Annotated in this window: 17 protein-coding genes and 1 riboswitch; of the genes, 11 read left to right on the plus strand and 6 right to left on the minus strand. The window is 67.7% G+C overall.

Features of this window, described 5'->3' with window-relative positions; translation table 11 throughout:
- Positions 1-9: 9 nt before the first annotated feature.
- The gene (locus tag ASC70_RS12220) at positions 10-1,011 is read right to left on the minus strand and encodes a D-cysteine desulfhydrase (protein WP_056050362.1); all 1,002 of its coding nucleotides are present in this window, start codon (positions 1,009-1,011) and stop codon (positions 10-12) included.
- Between the two features lie 74 nt (positions 1,012-1,085).
- On the minus strand, positions 1,086-1,577 hold the full coding sequence (locus tag ASC70_RS12225) for a hypothetical protein (protein WP_056050363.1): 492 nt from the start codon (positions 1,575-1,577) through the stop codon (positions 1,086-1,088).
- 178 nt (positions 1,578-1,755) lie between these two features.
- On the opposite strand from ASC70_RS12225, the gene ASC70_RS12230 reads away from it, so the two are divergent.
- The 3 genes from ASC70_RS12230 to ASC70_RS12240 are packed head-to-tail and all read left to right on the plus strand — an operon-like array spanning position 1,756 to position 3,628.
- On the plus strand, positions 1,756-2,316 hold the full coding sequence (locus ASC70_RS12230; RefSeq protein ID WP_056050365.1) for a tetratricopeptide repeat protein: 561 nt from the start codon (positions 1,756-1,758) through the stop codon (positions 2,314-2,316).
- 42 nt (positions 2,317-2,358) lie between these two features.
- Entirely contained in the window at positions 2,359-2,772 is a 414-nt protein-coding gene (locus ASC70_RS12235) for a hypothetical protein (RefSeq protein ID WP_056050367.1), read from the plus strand.
- A 7-nt stretch (positions 2,773-2,779) separates the two neighbouring features.
- A complete protein-coding gene (locus tag ASC70_RS12240) occupies positions 2,780-3,628 on the plus strand; it encodes a neutral zinc metallopeptidase (protein ID WP_056050369.1) in 849 nt (282 codons plus the stop codon).
- A 10-nt stretch (positions 3,629-3,638) separates the two neighbouring features.
- Here the strand turns inward: ASC70_RS12240 and ASC70_RS12245 are convergent, their stop codons facing one another.
- Entirely contained in the window at positions 3,639-5,882 is a 2,244-nt protein-coding gene (locus ASC70_RS12245; RefSeq protein WP_056050370.1) for a hypothetical protein, read from the minus strand.
- A gap of 134 nt (positions 5,883-6,016) precedes the next feature.
- Positions 6,017-6,122: riboswitch (TPP riboswitch) on the plus strand.
- 73 nt (positions 6,123-6,195) lie between these two features.
- On the opposite strand from ASC70_RS12245, the gene thiC reads away from it, so the two are divergent.
- From thiC to ASC70_RS12280, 7 genes are all read left to right on the plus strand, one after another.
- Entirely contained in the window at positions 6,196-8,034 is a 1,839-nt protein-coding gene (thiC, locus tag ASC70_RS12250) for a phosphomethylpyrimidine synthase ThiC (protein WP_056050372.1), read from the plus strand.
- Between the two features lie 47 nt (positions 8,035-8,081).
- A complete protein-coding gene (locus tag ASC70_RS12255; RefSeq protein ID WP_056050375.1) occupies positions 8,082-9,479 on the plus strand; it encodes a S41 family peptidase in 1,398 nt (465 codons plus the stop codon).
- Between the two features lie 38 nt (positions 9,480-9,517).
- Complete coding sequence (locus ASC70_RS12260) at positions 9,518-9,871, plus strand: DUF1428 domain-containing protein (protein ID WP_056050377.1); 354 nt, start codon at positions 9,518-9,520, stop codon at positions 9,869-9,871.
- Between the two features lie 329 nt (positions 9,872-10,200).
- Positions 10,201-12,975, plus strand: a complete 2,775-nt coding sequence (locus ASC70_RS12265) for a hypothetical protein (RefSeq protein ID WP_056050379.1) — start codon at positions 10,201-10,203, stop codon at positions 12,973-12,975.
- 96 nt (positions 12,976-13,071) lie between these two features.
- Positions 13,072-13,458, plus strand: a complete 387-nt coding sequence (locus ASC70_RS12270) for a hypothetical protein (RefSeq protein WP_056050381.1) — start codon at positions 13,072-13,074, stop codon at positions 13,456-13,458.
- 78 nt (positions 13,459-13,536) lie between these two features.
- Positions 13,537-13,872: a GIY-YIG nuclease family protein gene (locus ASC70_RS12275; RefSeq protein ID WP_056050384.1), complete on the plus strand. Its 336-nt coding sequence runs from the start codon at positions 13,537-13,539 to the stop codon at positions 13,870-13,872.
- On the plus strand, positions 13,872-14,477 hold the full coding sequence (locus ASC70_RS12280) for a DUF2239 family protein (RefSeq protein ID WP_056050386.1): 606 nt from the start codon (positions 13,872-13,874) through the stop codon (positions 14,475-14,477). The genes ASC70_RS12275 and ASC70_RS12280 overlap by 1 nt, the downstream gene beginning before the upstream one ends.
- On the opposite strand, the gene ASC70_RS12285 is transcribed toward ASC70_RS12280, so the two are convergent.
- From ASC70_RS12285 to ASC70_RS12295, 3 genes are all read right to left on the minus strand, one after another.
- Positions 14,432-15,481: a ThuA domain-containing protein gene (locus ASC70_RS12285; RefSeq protein ID WP_056050388.1), complete on the minus strand. Its 1,050-nt coding sequence runs from the start codon at positions 15,479-15,481 to the stop codon at positions 14,432-14,434. The two genes, ASC70_RS12280 and ASC70_RS12285, sit on opposite strands and share 46 nt — an antisense overlap.
- A 7-nt stretch (positions 15,482-15,488) precedes the next feature.
- Entirely contained in the window at positions 15,489-15,875 is a 387-nt protein-coding gene (locus ASC70_RS12290) for a VOC family protein (protein WP_056050389.1), read from the minus strand.
- A gap of 197 nt (positions 15,876-16,072) precedes the next feature.
- Positions 16,073-17,095 (minus strand): SDR family oxidoreductase, encoded by a 1,023-nt coding sequence (locus ASC70_RS12295; RefSeq protein ID WP_056050391.1) that lies wholly within the window; start codon positions 17,093-17,095, stop codon positions 16,073-16,075.
- A 150-nt stretch (positions 17,096-17,245) separates the two neighbouring features.
- Between ASC70_RS12295 and ASC70_RS12300 the strand changes: the two genes are divergently transcribed.
- Positions 17,246-18,658: an MATE family efflux transporter gene (locus tag ASC70_RS12300; RefSeq protein WP_056050393.1), complete on the plus strand. Its 1,413-nt coding sequence runs from the start codon at positions 17,246-17,248 to the stop codon at positions 18,656-18,658.
- Positions 18,659-18,728: the final 70 nt, after the last annotated feature.

An 18,728-nucleotide genomic window follows, 5' to 3' on the forward strand; every position in this document is an offset into this window, starting at 1 on the left:
ACCGCTCCTTCAGGCCAGGGCCGGTTCCAGCACGCTCTGATAGCCGAACAGGCCCTGGGCGCCGCCGGTGTGCAGGAAGACGACCCGCTGACCCTTGAAGGCGCCTTTGCGCGCTTGGTCGATCAGACCCTTCATCGCCTTGCCCGAATAGACCGGGTCCAGCAGCAGGCCTTCGGTGCGGGCGGCCAGGGCCAGGGCGTCGATGACGCCCTGATCGACCAGGCCATAGCCCTCGCCGACATAGTCGCAGTCGGCCACGACCATCTCGCGCTTCACGCGGCCGGCCGCGCCGATCGTCTCGGCGGTGGCGACGGCCAGGTTGAAGACGTTCTCTTCCTGCTTGGCCTTGGGCGCGCGCACCCCGAAGCCGAGGATGGGAACATCCACGGAAAGAGCCGCGAAGCCGGCGACCAGGCCGGCGTGGGTGCCGGCGCTGCCGGTGGTGGTCACCAGGCGGTCGATCTTCAGGTCCATCTGATCGACCTGGACCATCAGCTCGCGGGCGCAGTCGACATAGCCAAGCGCCCCGACCGTGTTCGAGCCGCCGCCGGGAATGACATAGGGCTTGCCGCCGCGCTGGCGGACGCTTTCGGCCGTGGCCTCCAGCTCGGCGACCATGTCGCTGCCGCCGGGCGCGAAGCGGATCGCCGCGCCCATCAGCTTGTCGAGCAGCACATTGCCGTTGCCCATGTAGTCGGAGGCTTTCGAGCCGGTGCGCTCCTCCAGGACCACCTCGGTCTTCAGGCCGAAGCGGGCGCCGGCGGCGATGGTCTGGCGTACGTGATTGGACTGCACCGCGCCTTGGGTCACCAGGGTGTCCGCGCCCTGCGCCAGAGCCTCGCCGAGCAGGAATTCCAGTTTGCGCGTCTTGTTGCCGCCGCCGGCCAGGCCGGTGCAGTCGTCACGCTTGACCCAGAGGTCGATGCCCAGCTCGGCGCCCAGGCGGGGCAAGGGCTCCAGCGGCGTCGGCAGGTGGGCGAAGCGGGCGCGGGGAAAGCGGGCGAGGTGCATTGGCGACGGTCCCTGACAGAGTCGCCGCCTCTGTTAGCACGGTCAGCGTCCGTCGCGATCGGGAAGGCGTGTGTCTACGGGTTCGAGGTAAGCGGGTCCGCTGGCGAGCGCGCGGGGGCAAGGCGTGTCTTGGCTCGCTGAGCGGCTTGGGCGCGGGCTGCGGGGCTGCGATAACGGTCCTTGATCATCTCGATCAGTTCGTAGGGCGCGGCCCTGACCCTGGCGCCGACCTCGTCGCCGCCGCGCGGATTGTGCTTCAGCGCGGCGATGACGTCACGGACCTGGCCCTCCTTGCCTCGGCCGGTTTCGAAATCGTACCAGCCGCGCAAGGTCTTGCAGGCCTCATGCGGCAGCCGCGAGCCCTCTCGGACAAGGCGGACGCAGATCACCTTCTCCGGCTGGTCCTTCAGCATAAGGTCAAGCTGCCGTTCGATCTCCAGGTCCGAGGGAACGACGCCGCCCCGGCCCTTGCGCGGCTGGATGATCGCCGGGGCAACCTCGTTGGTCTGGGAGGTCTCCTGCGGCGTCGCCGCGACGGCCAGAGCAAATACGGCGAACAGGATCATGGGTCACATCCAAAATGTGAAGCTGTCGGAATGTTGAGGGTGGTCGCCTTGCTCTGCAACCTTGAATTTCGCGACTAGGTGATCGCGCGCCGGCCGTCTGCGCGCGTGAGCATTGGAGGCGGTGGTGGTATGATGGCCGCAGAGGGCCGGCGGATATGATCGGTCCAGGGAGGAAGACATGACCCGAACCATCCCGCTCGCCGCCCTTTGCGCGGCGGCTCTCCTCGGCGCCGCCGGAACGGCCGGCGCCTCGACCCTGGTGATTGGCAGCGGCTCGGCCCAGGAATGCTCCGACGCCGCCTTGAAGGGCCGCACCGACGATCGCGCCGTGCTGGCCTGCACGACGGCGCTGGAGGTCGAGAACCTGAACTTCCGCGACCGCGCCCGCACCTATGTGAACCGCGGCGTCCTGCAGCTTCGGCAGCGACAATTCTCGGCCGCGCGCGCCGATTTCGACCAGGCCGCCAATATCGACCCGAACCTGGGCGAAGCCTATGTGAACCGCGGCGCGACCCTGGTCGGCGAGGAGCGCTACCAGGAAGGCGTCGAGCAGATCGACAAGGGCTTGTCCCTGGGGGTCAAGGACCCGGAAAAGGCCTGGTTCAACCGAGGCCTGGCCAATGAAGGCCTGGGGGACGTGAAGTCGGCCTACAAGGACTATTCGAAGGCCGCCGAGCTGAAGCCCGACTGGCCGGCGCCGAAGACCGAGCTCGCGCGTTTCACGATCAAGCGGCCCTAGGCGCCTTGCGCGTCATCGGTCGTTCCTGCTGAGGAGTTTCCGATGACGCGCGCGGTTCTTCTGCTGTCGGTCAGCCTGGCGGCGCTGGGCGTCGCCGGCGCGCGCGCCCAGGATCTGCGCGACATCCAGGCCCGCAACGCGGCCGCCCACGCCCTGGAGGACGCCCGGCGCGACCTGCTGTCCAGCCAGATCGAGGCCTCCAACGCCAATGAGCGGGCGCGGACCCAGACGGCCTTGCGCGATCTCGACGCCCAGCGCGCCGGGGCGCCGAATTTGCGGCCGCTGACCGCGCCGCCAGCCCGGCCACTCGACGAGCCGGCCCGGCGAGAGGCCGAGCTCTCGAGGTCCATGGACCGGATGGAGCGCTTGACGCAGGATGCGCTGGCGCAAAGCAACGCCCGCATGCTGGCCATCAGGCCCGCTAGCGAACCCAAACAGGTCGGCAAGAAGGATTGAGGATCTCATGGAGTGGGAAGGCGGTCGCCGGTCCGGCAACATCGAGGATCGGCGCGGTCTGGGACCGGTCGGCATCGCCGGCGGCGGCGTCGGCGCGGTGGTGCTGGCCGCCATCGGCTATTTCGTGTTCGGCATCGATCCGCGCACCACGATGGAGGCGACTCAAGGGTTGCAGCAGCCGGCCCAGCAGGAGGGCGCGCGCGGCGAGGTCTCCGACAAGGAAGGCCAGTTCGTCGACGTGATCGAAACCTCCAACCGCGAGGTCTGGGGGCCGATCTTCCAGCGCGAAGGCGTCGACTACCGTCCGCCCCAGGCGATCGTGCTGTACAAGCAGGCCACCGGCACGGGCTGCGGCACGGGCCAATCGGCGATGGGGCCGTTCTATTGTCCGGCCGACCAGAAGGTCTATCTGGACCTGTCCTTCTGGAGCGAGCTGGAAGGCCGCTTCGGGGCTCAGGGCGAGTTCGCCCGCGCCTATGTGATCAGCCACGAGATCGGCCACCACGTGCAGCACCTGCTGAGCGCCGACCAGCAAGCTCGCCGTCTGGGTGCGCGGGGTGAGGAGAGCGGTTCGGTGCGGCTGGAGCTGCAGGCCGACTGCTACGCCGGCGTCTGGGCCTCGCACGCCAACGAGGCCTCGGGCGGCCGGATCGTCATCAACCGTGATGACATCAAGGACGGGCTGGGCGCGGCAGCGGCGGTCGGCGACGACACCATCCAGAAGCAGACGCAAGGGCAGGTGGTGCCCGACAGCTTCACCCATGGCAGCAGCGCCCAGCGCATGCGCTGGTTTACGCGCGGCTACGACCAGGGCAATCCGTCGGCCTGCGACACCTTCTCGGCGGGGCGGCTTTAAATGCGGCGCGTTAAGGCGGCGAGGCTGGCGTCGTGCGTTTGACCACCGCGTCGCTGACAGCGCGCCATATATTCTCGGCAAAGACCGCGCCCACGAAGCAGGCTAGCAACAAGCCTGTCGGACTGGTGCGGCCGCCCTCGGTGAAGATCTGCACGCCGGCCTTGCCCGCCAGGAAAACCGTGAAGGCCGCGCCGAGACCCGAAACGAATACCTTTGCCGGTGCGCCTGAAATAACATACTCCCGCTTGCCGTCCTCGATCCGCTCGACGACGAAGTTGCTGTGGCCCTCTGCGGCGCGACGATCCAGGGTAGCGAGCGCGATGTCGGCCTTCGACGCGACGGCTCTCGCGTCGTTCTCTTCATTCTGAGCGGCCTCCACCTCGACCTGGGCCGCATCGCGTTTCTTCGCGAGCGCTTCGAGTACTGCCGCGGTCTTCGCATCGCTAGAATCTAGCGTTTTGGAATCCTCATCGTACTTGGCCTTCGATGCCTCGTACTTGGCCGTTGCGTCCAGCTTGGCTTGACCTTTTTCCTTCAGCCGTACGTGTTCGGCATCTCTTTGCATACGCGCCAGGGTGAAGTCGGCCTCGGTAACCAAGGTTTCGTCCGGCCTGCCCAGCATGCGTATTGACGCGCCGAATAGGCCAAAGCCGATCAACCCGACGATCAGCACCGCGGAATCGGAGATATCCGCCATCCAGCCGTAGAGGACATTATTCATCGCGCCGCCCTGGCACGCCAGGCAACCGGCGTCGGTCTTAAGACCGGCTGACTTGGCGGTGATCGAGCAAGTCTCGCTGCAAATCACTGGCACCGGTGGCCATGGGGCTTTCTCGACACTTGCCCTCGCCTTCTCGCACCTGCCCATGACGTCGGTCGCAAGGTCTGGCTGGATGACGCCCAGCGTCTTGTCGCCGAAACCGGCTTCGAGATCTGACAAGCCGATCATGCAGGCGCGGATGTCCGAGCGCGTCCTAAGAATGTCCGAGCGATACTGCGCCGAGACGGCGCTGACGTGATCTGAGAACTGATCGGCGGTCGCGACGCGTTTGAAACTCGTGGCCTGCCGCAGGGCGGCCGCTTCGTATCCCGCTCGCCAAGCTTCGAGGCCCGTGGTCAGCGCTCTCGCGTCGGTTACCGCGGCGTCTGCGTTCCTTAGCGTGTCGGCATAGTGATCGGGGACCGATGGCGCAGTTGGCGTCGCCTTATCTTTTTCCAAGGGCGGGGAGGCTGCGGCGAGGCTGTACCGCTTGAGTTTTCCAGCAACCTTGTCCAGGTCGACCTGCGAGCCCGGCGAGGCTTCCATGGCCGCCGCGCCGGCTTCCCGCAACTGCGTCTGGACGGCTGAGACTTCTGTGCCCTTCGAATCTAAGCCCAGCTTGAGCAGGGCGCCGAGCGAGAAGTAAGTCGCCGGAACCAGGATTGACGCATAGAGGCACAGCGCAAGCCACTTGGGATAGTTCATCAAGGGGGGGCGGTTGGACGGTTTCGGCGCGCTTTTCGCGGGGGCATCGGGCTTCGCGTCCGGAACGGAGGCGGAGGGAGTGTCCTCCTTCACCTCCTTGGGCTCTCCGGGCGACATGGCGTCGTAGGATTGGACCAGTGCGCGCGCCAAGAACAGGATCGCCGCGAACACGAAGAAGAACCAGATCCATGCGGCGCTGTCGGCTTTGCTGTCTTTGGTCGCGTCATAGATGAGCAGCGAAAGATTGGCGAACAGCTCGGCATTGGCCTGGTTTCCGTAGATGTCGACGGCGACGCTTCTGGATTTAGCAGCAACGCGCGTGATGATTTCCTCGCCAGCCTTCTTCCCCTTAGTCCGCATCAGGCCCACGACGGCGTCTTCGGCCAAGGCGTTCTTCGCCGCCGCCAACTGGGGCGTGTAGACCGTGGCGGTGTAGACGGACGTCACCAACGTCTTTGCCGTCGAGGACACCACCTCGGGCGAGGCCAGCGCTGCCAGCAGTAGGGCCAAGACAACAGAAGCGGATCGCGCGCCGGCTTTATTGCCGTCTGGTTGCCCGATCAGGTTCTTGGCGAAGTCGAACAGCACCAGGACGACGACCGAGACGCCGGATAGCAGCATCATCCAGACGCCCAGCAGGCGCGCGCCCACGTCCCATCCAAAGAAGGCCAGCAAGGCGCCCAGGAAGAACAGGATGCCAAGCAGGACGAGCCGCCATCGCTCGGACGCGCCGTTAGCAATAGCTTCCGAAAGGCTCTTGGCCGTCTTCCGTAGATTGTCGCCGCTCATTTCAGCCCCCCGACTGAATTCGCATATCGTCGTTATATCTATAGTAACTTTCGCCTGTGGTCCATAGAATTAACCGCGATGGTTGTTTTTCATGCGTGCCCTTGACCTGTCCGTCAACCGGCCTAGTGTCCGCCTTCTGTTCACCGGGGGGTCGCTCGCGCGGCTGAGATTGGGCTTTCGCCCTGACCCGTAGAACCTGATCCGGGTCATGCCGGCGAAGGGAGGGAACGCGGACGGAGCCTGGTTTTCCGTCCGTCAGACCGATCCAAGCACGACACGTCCGGGTCTCCTTATCGCTTGAGGAGCGCCCGATATGAACGTCCAGACCACCATCAAGGCCGTCGCCGAGACCATCTCGACCGGCCCCGTCCCCGGCTCGCGCAAGGTCTATCAGGCCGGTGAGCTGTTCCCCGAGCTGCGCGTTCCGTTCCGCGAGGTGGCCGTCCACCCGTCGGCCAACGAGCCGCCGGTGACCATCTACGACCCGTCGGGCCCCTATACCGACCCGTCGGTGGCCATCGACATCGAGAAGGGCCTGCCGCGCACCCGCGAGGCCTTCGTCGTGGCGCGCGGCGACGTCGAGATTGTCACCGATCCCCGCCAGGTGAAGCCCGAGGACAACGGCTTCGCCCAGGGCAAGCACCTGGCTCCCCAATTCCCGGACACCAGCCGCACGATCTACCGGTCCAAGCCGGGCAAGCTGGTCACCCAGCTGGAATACGCCCGCGCCGGCATCATCACGGCCGAAATGGAATATGTCGCCATCCGCGAGAACCTGCGCCGCGAGCAGGACCGCCCGTGCGTCCGCGACGGCGAGGACTTCGGCGCCTCGATCCCGGACTTCGTGACGCCTGAGTTCGTGCGCCAGGAAGTGGCCCGCGGTCGCGCCATCATCCCGGCCAACATCAACCACGGCGAGCTGGAGCCGATGGCGATCGGCCGCAACTTCCTGGTCAAGATCAACGCCAACATCGGCAATTCGGCGGTGCTGTCGACGGTCGCCGACGAGGTCGACAAGCTGGTCTGGGCCACGCGCTGGGGCGCCGACACGGTCATGGACCTGTCGACCGGCCGCAACATCCACAACATCCGCGACTGGATCATCCGCAACTCGAGCGTCCCGATCGGCACCGTGCCGATCTACCAGGCGCTGGAGAAGGTCAACGGCGTGGCCGAGGACCTGAACTGGGAAGTGTTCCGCGACACCCTGATCGAGCAATGCGAGCAGGGCGTCGACTACTTCACGATCCACGCCGGCGTGCGCCTGCCGTTCATCCCGATGACCGCCAAGCGGGTCACCGGAATCGTCTCGCGCGGCGGCTCGATCATGGCCAAGTGGTGCCTGGCGCACCACAAGGAGAACTTCCTCTACGAGCGCTTCGAGGACATCTGCGAGATCATGCGCGCCTACGACGTGTCGTTCAGCCTCGGCGACGGCCTGCGCCCAGGCTCGACCGCCGACGCCAATGACGAGGCGCAGTTCTCGGAGCTGCGCACCCTGGGCGAACTGACCAAGGTGGCCTGGAAGCACGGCGTCCAGGTGATGATCGAAGGGCCCGGCCACGTGGCCATGCACAAGATCAAGGCCAACATGGACGAGCAGCTGAAGCACTGCCACGAGGCCCCGTTCTACACCCTCGGCCCGTTGACCACGGACATCGCGCCTGGCTACGACCACATCACCTCGGCGATCGGCGCGGCGATGATCGGCTGGTTCGGCACGGCCATGCTCTGCTACGTCACGCCCAAGGAGCACCTGGGCCTGCCGGACCGCGACGACGTCAAGACCGGCGTCATCACCTACAAGCTGGCCGCCCACGCCGCCGACCTCGCCAAGGGCCATCCCGGCGCGGCGATGTGGGACGACGCCATCAGCCGCGCGCGGTTCGAATTCCGCTGGGAGGACCAGTTCAACCTGGGCCTCGACCCGGAAACCGCCCGCAAGTTCCACGACGAGACCCTGCCGAAGGAGGCGCACAAGACCGCCCACTTCTGCTCGATGTGCGGTCCCAAGTTCTGCTCGATGAAGATCAGCCACGAGGTCCGTGACTTCGCGGCGGGTCTCGCGCCGAACAACGCCGAACTGGGCATGGCCGAGATGAGCGAGAAGTTCCGCGAACAGGGCTCGGAGATCTACCTGAAGACCGAGTAGCGGTGATTTCACTGGCGCGGCGGTGGGGAGCGCTTCACCGTCGCGCCATGAAACGCTTGAGTCTCCTGGCGGCGGTCGCCGTTCTCGCCGTCGCCACGCCGGTCCTGGCCGAAAGTCCGTTCTGGCCTGTCCAGGCCAAGGGCGGCGCGGTGGCGACGGAGTTGCGCGGCGCCTGGAAGTCGCGCGGCTACGGCTGGATCGTGCAGTTCGGTTCGGACGGCTCGCAGCTGTTCCACACCGCTGGCGAGGCCTGCTATCCAGACCCGCGGCAGCAGTCCGATCCCGACGAGATCCTGAAGGTCTGGCGCTCCGAGGGGCAGGGGACGATCACCCTGGCTGGCGATGCATCGGGCGCCCGCTACCTGTTCGACCGCCTGCCCAACCTCCCCACCGCCTGTATCGGCGCGGCCGCCTGGACGCCCGACCGCATCGTCGCGTTCGCCGCCGACACCTTCGCCGAGCTCTACCCGCGTTCGGCCGAGCGTGGCCTGGACTGGAAGGCGCGAAAGACCGCGGCCCTGGCCCAGGTTGGGCCAACCGCAACCGACTTCCAGCTGTGGTCGGCGCTGTCGGGCCTGATCGCCGGCCTGGATGATCCCCACGTCGAGCTGCATGGCATGGTCGATGGCGCGCAGCGCGACCTCGAGCCTGGCGCTTCGCCCACCCTGACCCGCGTCACCGCCGCCGATCCGACCGGCGGCGAAAAGGTCTGGTTACAGGCCTATCGCGAGGGGATCCTGACCCAGATCCTGGCGGGGCGAGGTCGCCAGGCGGCCAACAACCGGGTCTTCTGGGGCCGGGCCGAGGACATCGGCTACCTGAACTTCATGACCATGGGCGGCTTCGCTCGCAACGCCGCGCCGGACGATCCCCGGCCGCTCGACGCGGTGCTGGACGAGGCGATGGCGGCCTTCGCCGGCGCGCGGGCGGTGATCGTCGACGTCAGCAACAACCGCGGCGGTTACGACACCATCAGCCAGGCCGTCGCCAGCCGCTTCGCCGACCAGTCGGTCCTGGCCTATTCGAAGATCGGCGTCGGGGCCAAGGCGCCGCTTCAACCGGTTCGGGTCGAGCCGGCCAGCGGGGAGCGCTTCACCGGCCCGGTCTATCTGGTCACCAGCGACGTGACCGTCAGCGCCGGCGAGACCTTCACCCTGATGATGAAGGCCCTGCCGAATGTGAAGCAAGTGGGCGGGACCACCCATGGGGCGTTCTCGGACCAGCTGCCCAAGCCCCTGCCGAACGGCTGGGCCTTGGCCTTGCCCGCCGAACTCTACAAGGGGCCGAAGGGCGAGGACCTGGAGGGCCGGGGTCTCGCGCCCGACGTCCCTCTGGCGGTCTTTCCGGACGGCGACCTGGCCGGCGGCCACGCCAAGGCCATTCTGGAGCTGATGAAAGAAATTCGCGCCGGCGCGGTCCCGGCTGTCGGAACAGCGGGCCGCTGAGCGTCCTTGTGTCGTCAACGACGAACAAGGAGGACGTCATGGCCTATGTCGATGGTTTCGTGGTTCCCGTGCCCAAGGACAAGCTGGAGGCCTACAAGGCCCTGGCCCAGAAGGGCTGCGACATCTGGTTGGAGCACGGGGCGCTGTCCTATGTGGAGTGCGTCGCCGACGACGTGCCCTACGGTGAGCTGACCTCATTCCCCCGCGCGGTGCAGGCGACCGACGACGAGATCGTGATCTTCTCGTGGATCACCTATGCCGACCGCGCCAGCCGCGACGCGGTGATGGCCAAGGTGATGGCCGACGAGCGCCTGAAGGCCGACACGGCCAGCATGCCGTTCGACGGTAAGCGGATGATCTTCGGCGGCTTCCAGGCCTTCATCGAGCGCTGACGCGCTAAGGTTGCGCCGCTCGCGCGGGCGACCGCCGAGCGGCGCGTAATCCCGTCATCTGGGATGAGCGGCGGAACGCTCGCGGGCTTTGTTTCTTGCTTGCAACATCGTTTCCGGCGTCACACGTCCACGTCGAAAATGTGACGTTATTTCAACGCTTGAGCGGCTGAAAGGCGCTCAAGCGCACACCCGTGTGCGGTTTATGCCGCATTGCCTTTTCTTAATTCCGGGGAGCGTTGCGGTGAAGCTCGCGGGCCCGTAAGGAGGATCAACCCAGCGTTGGCGCCGCGAAGCGTCGGCGTCCTCGCCACCCGCTTCCGTGGGCCTGTATGACCCTTTCGACCCTGCTTTTTTACGGTCTGGCCGCCGTCGCGTTCGATCCGGTGACGGGGGGCGCGAACGCGCTGCTCGCGGCGCCGACCGAGGCGTTCGCCGAGGACGACCAGAAGAAGCCCCAGGTCAAGGACGACGGTCCGACCGAGGTCGATGGCCTCACCATCGAGGCTCAGAAGCGCGGCAAGGTCGACAGCGACATCCCGCCGGATCTGGAACTGAACGCCGAGGAGATCCAGAGCCTCGGCGCGGCGAATATCGTCGAGCTGCTGACCATCCTGGCTCCCCAGACCACCAGCACGCGCGGCCGCGACGGCGGCGGCGGGCCGGTGATGCTGATCAACGGTCGCCGCATCTCGGGCTTCCAGGAAATGCAGGGCATCCCGCCCGAGGCGATCGAGAGGTGGCAGGTGTTCCCTGAGGAGGTCGCGCTCAGCTACGGCTACAAGGCCGACCAGCGGGTCGTGAACATCATCCTCAAGAAGAACTACAACGCCCTGATGGCCCAGGCGGCGGCCACGGTCGCCACCGACGGCGGCCGGGTGGTGCCCAACCTCAACGGCAATCGCCTGAACATCAACGGCGACAAGCGCTGGAACGTCGACGTCTCGCTGCAGCATGACCCCTACCTGCTGGAGACCGATCGCGACATTATCCGTACGCCCAACGGCCAGCCGTTCGACCGGGTCGGCAATATCAGCGGCGTGGCTGGCGCGGAAATCGACCCGGCGCTGTCCGCCTTGGCGGGGAGCACGGTCACCTTCGCTGGCGCGCCGAGCTCCGCCCTGGTCGGACGGGCCAGCCTGGCCGACTTCGCGTCCGGCGCGGGACGCTACAACACCGGCGACCTGACCGCGTCGCGCACGCTGATGAACAAGGTCGACCGCGGCACGCTGCGCGGCTCGGTGACCCGCGACATCAACAAGAAGATCCAGCTGACCCTGACCGGCAATCTCGAGGACACCAGCAGCCGCGCGCTGCTGGGGTTGCCGGGCGTGACCTTCACCCTGCCGGCGGGCAGTCCGTTTTCACCGTTCTCGAGGGCCGTGACCGGCTATCGCTACATCGACGCGCCGGGCGCCATGGTGCGCGACGTCGACACCCTGCGCACCCAGGCCAGCATGGCGGCCAATGGCCGGATCAGCGACTGGCGCTGGAACTTCACGGGCGACGTCGACCGAATCAAGACCGACACGACGACGGGGCGCGGCCTGGACGCCTCGGCCTTCCAAGCGGCGGTGGCGGCCGGCGATCCGGCCGTCAATCCGTTCGGGGTGATCCCGGCCAACCTCTACAAGTACGCCGCGGCCGACACGGCCCATTCGGTCTCGACCTCGGCCAGCGCCGAGGTCGTCCTGAGCGGCAACCTGTTCCAGCTGCCCGCCGGCGGCCTGCAGACGACGCTGAAGGTTGGGGCCGATACCCGCGCGCTCGACTCCAGGACCGTCCGCTCGGGCGTGACCACGACGCGCGACATAACCCGCAACCGCGAAAGCGTTCAGACCAGCTTCAACCTGCCGATCACCAGCACGCGGCAGAACTTCCTGGCCAAGGCGGGCGACCTCTCGGCCAACGTCAATCTCGGCTACGAGGACCTGTCCGACCTGGGCGGGCTGACCACCGTGGGCGGCGGGCTCAACTGGTCGCCGTTCAAGCCGATCAGCTTCGTCGCCAGCTACACCGAGGAAGAGGGCGCGCCCTCGACCAACCAGATCAACGATCCGGTGGTGGTGACCCCGAACGTCTCGGTGTTCGACTTCACGACCGGCCAGACGGTGATCATCTCCCGCACCGACGGCGGCAACGCCGCCCTTCGCAACGACAACCGCCAGGTCCAGAAGCTGGGCGTGAACTACAAGCCGTTCGAGAAGGTCGAGCTGACGTTCAACGCCACCTACACGCGGGCCCAGACCAAGAACATGATCGCCTCGTTCCCGTCGATCACGCCGGACCTGGAGGCCGCGTTCCCGGATCGCTTCACGCGCGACGCCACCGGACGCCTGCTGTCGATCGACGCGCGGCCGGTCAATTTCGCCAGCGCGGAGTCCGAGAACATTCGCTGGGGCTTTAACCTGTTCAAGCCGGTCGGTCAGCCGACCCCCGGCGCGGCGGGCGGTCCCGGCGGCGGTCCCGGCGGCGGTCGCGTCGGCGGCGGCCCGGGTGGGGGTGGTCCGGGCGGCGGCGGCGGGATGATGCGCTTCGGCGGACCGGGCGGCGGCCCAGGTGGCGGCGGGCCCGGCGGGTCCGGCGGCGGAGCTCCGTCCTTCAGGGTCCAGCCCGGTCAGGGCATATTGCAGCTGTCGGTCTATCACACCTGGCGCCTGACCGACGAGATCACCGTCCGCAAGGGCCTGCCGGTCCTCGACCAGCTGGACGGCTCGGCGATCGGCGCGCGCGGCGGCCAGGCGCGCCACGAGGTGCAGGTCAACGGCAGCTACTTCAAGAACGGCCTCGGGGCCCGCTTCAACGCCGCCTGGAAGGCCTCGACCTGGGTCAACGGCGGGGCGACCGGTGGTCAGACCCTCTACTTCTCGGACCTGGCCGTCGTCGGCGTGAACGTCTTCGCCAATTTCGGCGTCCCGGCTCGCAAGAAGGCGGTCGAGCGGTTCCCGATCCTGAAGGGCGCGCAGGTGTCGCTGAACTTCGACAACCTGCTCGACGCCAAGCAGACGGTCCGCGACCAGAACGGCGCGACGCCCCAGGCCTATCAGCGCGACTACCTCGACCCGCTGGGCCGCACGGTGCGCTTCAGCTTCCGCAAGCTGATGTAGGGCTCAGCTTCTCGCTGCATCGTCCTAAACCCGCCCTTAAGCTGTGAGGCGCACGCTCCTTCTCGAACGGCGCTATCGGCCGGATCGGAGGCCGTCATGGCGATCATGACTTCCAGCACCCGCCGCACCGGCGACCATTTCGAGCCCAACGACGGTGATCCCCAGGTTCAGCGCCGGTTGCGCGGCTATCTGGAGCAGATCGACTACACCGCCTTCGCCTCGAACAAGGCGGTGCTGGGCGCGACCGCGCCCTACGTCGATGGTGAGCGGTTCCAGCGCCTGGCCGTCGCGGTCGCCACCGCGCGCGCCAAGTGGGTGGCCGAGGCGGCATCGATCGCCGATGCGGGCGCCAGCCTCTCCGAGGCCCAGGTCGCGCAGTTGACCCATCTGCGTTCGGCCTTCGAGGAGCTGTCGGCGGCCTATGAGGCCACGCGGCGGATGGTCGAGCGCGGCTACGTCGCCTACCGACCCAGTCAAGGGTAATTTACCCGGATATTATTGACTTCAGATTTCGTCCGGGTAAAAGGCGCGCCACGAGGTTCGCTTCCCGAGGAGATTTGCATGTCCGAACGCAAGGCGCTGCTGCGCGCCTACAAGGAACGCAAGGTCGAGGCCGGGATCTACGCCGTGCGTTGCGTCGCGACGGGCGAGGTGTGGATCGGCGCGACGCCGGACCTCTCCACCCGTCAGAACGGCGTCTGGTTCTCGTTGCGCCGGGACTCGCACCGGGAGCCGACGCTGCAGGCCGCCTGGAATGCGCACGGGCCCGACGCCTTCGCCTTCGAGCCGGTCGAGACGATCGACGCCGAGGGGCTGGACCGCTTCGGCCGCGCCGCGCGGTTGAAGGATCGCCGTGACCACTGGATCGAGACCCTGAACGCCAAGGGGCTGAACTGATGGCGGGCGACGAAGGCGAGGGGCGCTACGTGGTCTTCCACGGTACCACGCGCGTGGCGGCGGGATCGCGGCTCGACGCGGCCTTGGCGGCTCAAGCGCTGACAGGCGAGGGCGGGGTGCTGATCTTCGGTCCCGACGGTCGCTCGGTCGATTTCGACCTCAGCGGCGGACCCGACGCGCTGGCCAGGCGCCTGTCGCCGCCGACCGAGGCCCCGCGCGGTCGCGGCCGGCCCAAGCTGGGCGTGGTGGCGCGCGAGGTCACCCTGCTGCCGCGCCACTGGGACTGGCTGGCCAGCCAGCCGGGCGGCGCGTCGGTGGCGCTGCGCAAGCTGGTCGAGGCCGCCCGCCGGGCCAGCGAAGGGCCGGACCGCATCCGCGCGGCCCGCGAGGCGGCCTACCGGTTCGCCTCGGCGATCGGCGGTGATCTGCCGGGCTTCGAGGAGGCCATGCGAGCCCTGTTCGCCGGCGACGACGCCGGCTTCGAGACGCGGATCCAGGCTTGGCCGGACGACATCGCCGCCCAGTTGCGGACCTACGCGGCCGAGGCCTTCGGTCCGGATCAGCCGTCGGATTTGGCTACGACGTCGGCCAGCACCGCCTTGTAGGCCGCCTCGAACGGCGCCTTGTCGCTGTCGGGCTTGGCGGGCCACAGCGGACGCAGGGCGGCGGTGCGGGCGGCGGCGTCGCGTAGCCACGCGGAGTCGGCCTTGGCCAGCTTGGCGAGGCGAGCCTCGACCTCGGCCTTGGGGCGACCGTCATAGGCCAGCAGCGAGCGCAGCGCCCACAAGGCCTGCTCGTCCGGATTGGGCTTGGCCGCGCCCGGCGCGCGATGGGCGGTCCAGCGCACCGCCTCGACGATCTGGGCGCGATAGCGCGGGTCGTCCCAGGTGCTGGGCGTGTGGCCCAGATTGGTGAAGAACACCCGGCCCCGGCCGATCTGCCGCGTCCAGGTGATCGGCACGAACCACGGGCGCTTCAAGGCCATGTCGGTGAAGTCCAGGGCCTGGAGCACGCGGACCTTGGTCGGATCGTAGTCCGAATACTGATAGATCTCCTCGGCATAGGCGAACCGGGCGGGCCAGGCCGTATTCACAGGGTCCTTGCCGCCCAGCGCCTGCACCGTGATCGGCGTGCCCTGGGTCCACGGATGGCCGGCGAACTTGCCGTTGATGAAGGCGGTGTAGGTCTGGCCGGGGCCTGTATAGTCCCAGTGGGTGTCGGTGGCGCTGTGCAGGCCGACGAAGCCGCCCTTGCCGCTTTCGATCCATTTCTGGATCGCCGCCCAGGTCTCGGCCGGGATCGGCAGCTCGCCGGTCGTGTAGAAGGCCAGGACGTCGATGTCCTTCAGCTTTTCGGGCGTGATCGTACGGGCGTCCTGAGTGGACTCGACGGTGAAGCCGGACTTCGCGCCGATCTCGGCCAGGGCGAGCTCGGATTGCGTCGGACCGTTGCTGTTCTTGGGCCGGGTGACCGGCGCGTGCCGCCAGCCGACCGACTGATCCAGATAGAGCACCCGGATCCTGGCCGGCGCCGCCTCCGCGGCAGGCGGGGCCAGGGTGGCGAGGCAGAGCGCGGTCACGGCCGCGATGAAGGTCAGCAGGCGGGCCATGTCGGTCTCAGCTCTTGGGTTGCAGCAGGTCCCAGCGATTGCCGGAGAGATCCTCGAACACCGCCACGGTTCCGTAGGCTTCGTGGCGCGGCGCTTCCAGGAAGGTCACCCCGGCGGCGGTCATGCGCGCGTGGTCGCCCTCGAAGTCGTCCGTGTACAGAAACAGCCAGACGCGACCGCCGCCCTGGCGGCCGATGGCTTCGGCCTGGTCGCCCGTCGCGCGGGCCAGCAGGAAGTTGGTCCCCTCGGTCCCTGGCGAGACCACGACCCAGCGCTTGCCGCCGCCCATGTCGGTGTCCTCGACCAGGGCGAAGCCCAGCTTGCCGACATAGAAGGTGATCGCCTCGTCATAGTCGGCGACCAGCAGGGAGACGAGCGCGACGCGGCGGGCCATGGGCGACTCCTTTGGCGGAGGCGATTGCATAGCACGCGTCAGGCCGTTGTCAGCGTCGGGGTTCTAGAACCTGGCTCGCGATCCGCCGCTTCAGGAGCTGGCCGAGGTGTGGCCGCTCCAGGTCCAGAAAAAGTTTGTCATCCCGGACAAGCGCGCAGCGCGCCGATCCGGGATGACAAGAAAAAGCGAAGAGGCGTTCACCCCCCGCTATAACCCCCGATAATCGGCAGGATCTCGCCGGTGATGTAGCTGGACGTCTGCGGCGAGGCCAAGAACACATAGGCGGGCGCGATCTCCTCGGGTTGGGCCGCCCGCTTCATCGGGGTCTTGGCGCCGAACTCGGCGACCTGCGGCCCGAGCTTGTCGGCCGGGTTCAGGGGCGTCCAGACCGGGCCCGGCGCGACGGCGTTCACCCGGATGCCTTTCTCGACCAGATGGGTGGCCAGCGAGCGGGTGAAGGCGTGGATGCCGCCCTTGGTCATCGAATAGTCCAGCAGGTCCTTGTTGCCGAGCATGCCGGTGACCGAGCCGGTATTGATGATCGCGCCGCCGTTCGGCAGGTGCTTCACCGCCGCCTTGGCCATGTGGAAATAGCCATAGAGATTGGTCCGCAGCGTCCGGTCGAAATGCTCCTCGGTCAGGTCCTCGAAGTCGGTGACGTGCTCCTGGAAGGCGGCGTTGTTGACCAGGATGTCGAGCCGACCCAGCTCGGCGACGGTCTTTTCGACCGCCGCCTTGGCGTAGGCGGGATCGGCGACGTCGCCGGGCAGCAGGATGGCCCGGCGGCCTTCCAGCTCGACGGCCAGCCGCGTCTCCTCGGCGTCTCGGTCTTCCGACAGATAGCCGATGGCCACGTCCGCGCCTTCGCGGGCGAACAGCACGGCCACGGCCCGGCCGATGCCGCTGTCGGCGCCGGTGATCAGGGCCACCTTGTGCTCAAGCTTGCCCGAGCCCTTGTAGAACGGTGCGTCGTACATCGGGGCGGGGTCGAGTTTGTATTCTTCACCGGGCTTGGCCTGGTGCTGCTCGGGGAAGGGCGGGGCCGGGTAGGGGCGGGCGCCGGCCTGCATGGCCTGGCTCTTCTTCTCGTCCTTCGGCGGGCCCTCCTGGGACTTGAATGATCGCTCCTCCTTGGCGTCTAGCGGCGCCTGGATATCGCGTTCGGCGTCGGCCGCGCGGTCGCCGCCCTTCTCGAATTGCGGGGTCTGGGTCTCGGCCATGGGCTTGCTCCTGGGCTGAGCCCCCAAAACCGCTGGGGCGGAGCGATGTTCCAACCGTGACTGAATGCGGGTTGCCGGAAAAACCGGCATGGGCCACCTTGCCGGCCTTCTTTGACCCCCCTTCTTTTTAAGTCTTTTGAGGTGACGACCATGCCGCGCGACGCGGCCGGAACGGCGCTTCCTCCGAAGCGGCCGCGCGGCCCCATCATGACCGATCTGATCGAGCTGCTCCGCCTGTCGGGGCCGGTCGTGCTGTCGCGCCTAGGCATCATGGTCATGGGCCTGACCGACGCCATCGTCGTCGGCCACTTCTCGGCCCGCCAGCTGGGCTTCCACGCCATGGCCTGGGCGCCGTCGTCGGTGTTCGTGACCATGACGGTGGGCCTGCTGGTCGGAGTGCAGGTCATGACGGCCCGCGCCATGGGCGGCGGGCGACCGCACGAGACCGGCGCGGTCCTGCGGCGCGGGCTGGTCTATGCCAGCTGGATCGGCGTGACGACGGCCGTGCTCCTGGCCGCGCTCGGGCCGTTGTTCCTGCACAGCCTGGGCTTGAAGGACGGCCTGGCCGACGGCGCGACCGCGCCGCTGATCGTCTTCTCGCTGTCGCTGCCGCTGTACGCGGTCTCGGTGGCCCTGACCTTCTGGCTCGAGGGCTTGTCGCGGCCCGGCCCGGTGACGATCATCATGTGGCTGGCCAATCTGGTGAACCTGCTGGCCAACCTGGTGCTGGTGCCGGGGACCTTCGGCCTGCCGGCCCTCGGCGCGGTGGGCGGGGCCTGGTCGACCTTCATCGCCCGCAGCTTCATGACCGTGGCGATGGCGGTCTTCGTGCTGCGCATGAAGGAGGCCCGTACGCTCGGCGTGTTCGACAAACCCGCGCCGGACAAGGCGGCCGAGATCGAGCAGCGCCGCATCGGTTACGGCGCCGGCGCGTCCAACTTCTTCGAGGTCTCGGCCTTCGCCGGCATGAACCTGGTGGCCGGCTGGATCGGCGGCCTGGCGGTCGCCGCCTGGGCCGTGGTGCTGAACGTGGCCGCGGTGATCTTCATGATCCCGCTGGGCGTCGCCTCGGCCACGGCCGTCCAGGTCGGGCGAGCCTATGGCGCGCGCGACCCGGCGGGCATGACCCGCGCGGGTTGGATCGCCTTCGCGGTGATCGGTGTCGTGGGGCTCCTGGCCGCCCTGCTGCTCTATCCGACCCGGCACTGGGTCGCCCTGGCCTACACCACCGACCCGGCAGCGCTGAGCCTGATCCTGCCGGCCCTGGTGCTGACCTGCTTCTTTCTGGCCCCCGACGCGGTGCAGGTGGTGACGGCCCAAGCTTTGCGTGCACGGGGGGAGGTGTGGGTGCCGACCATCACCCACCTGATCAGCTACGCCCTGGTCATGGGACCGCTGGCCTGGTGGCTGGCCATCCCGCGCGGCATGGGCCTGAACGGGGTGGTGACGTCGGTGATCGTCACCAGCTTCCTGGCGGCGGGCTTCCTGCTGGCGCGGTTCCGGATCTTGGATCGGCGGGATCGGAAGCTGGCGGAAGACCAACACCTGTCATCCCGGGCGTAGCGCAGCGAAGACCCGGGACCGCAAAAGGCTCAGCGCTTGCGGCGGTCCCGGATCGGCGCGCTGCGCGCTT

Origin of the sequence: Caulobacter sp. Root343 (assembly GCF_001425745.1) — a bacterium.
GTDB lineage: Bacteria > Pseudomonadota > Alphaproteobacteria > Caulobacterales > Caulobacteraceae > Caulobacter.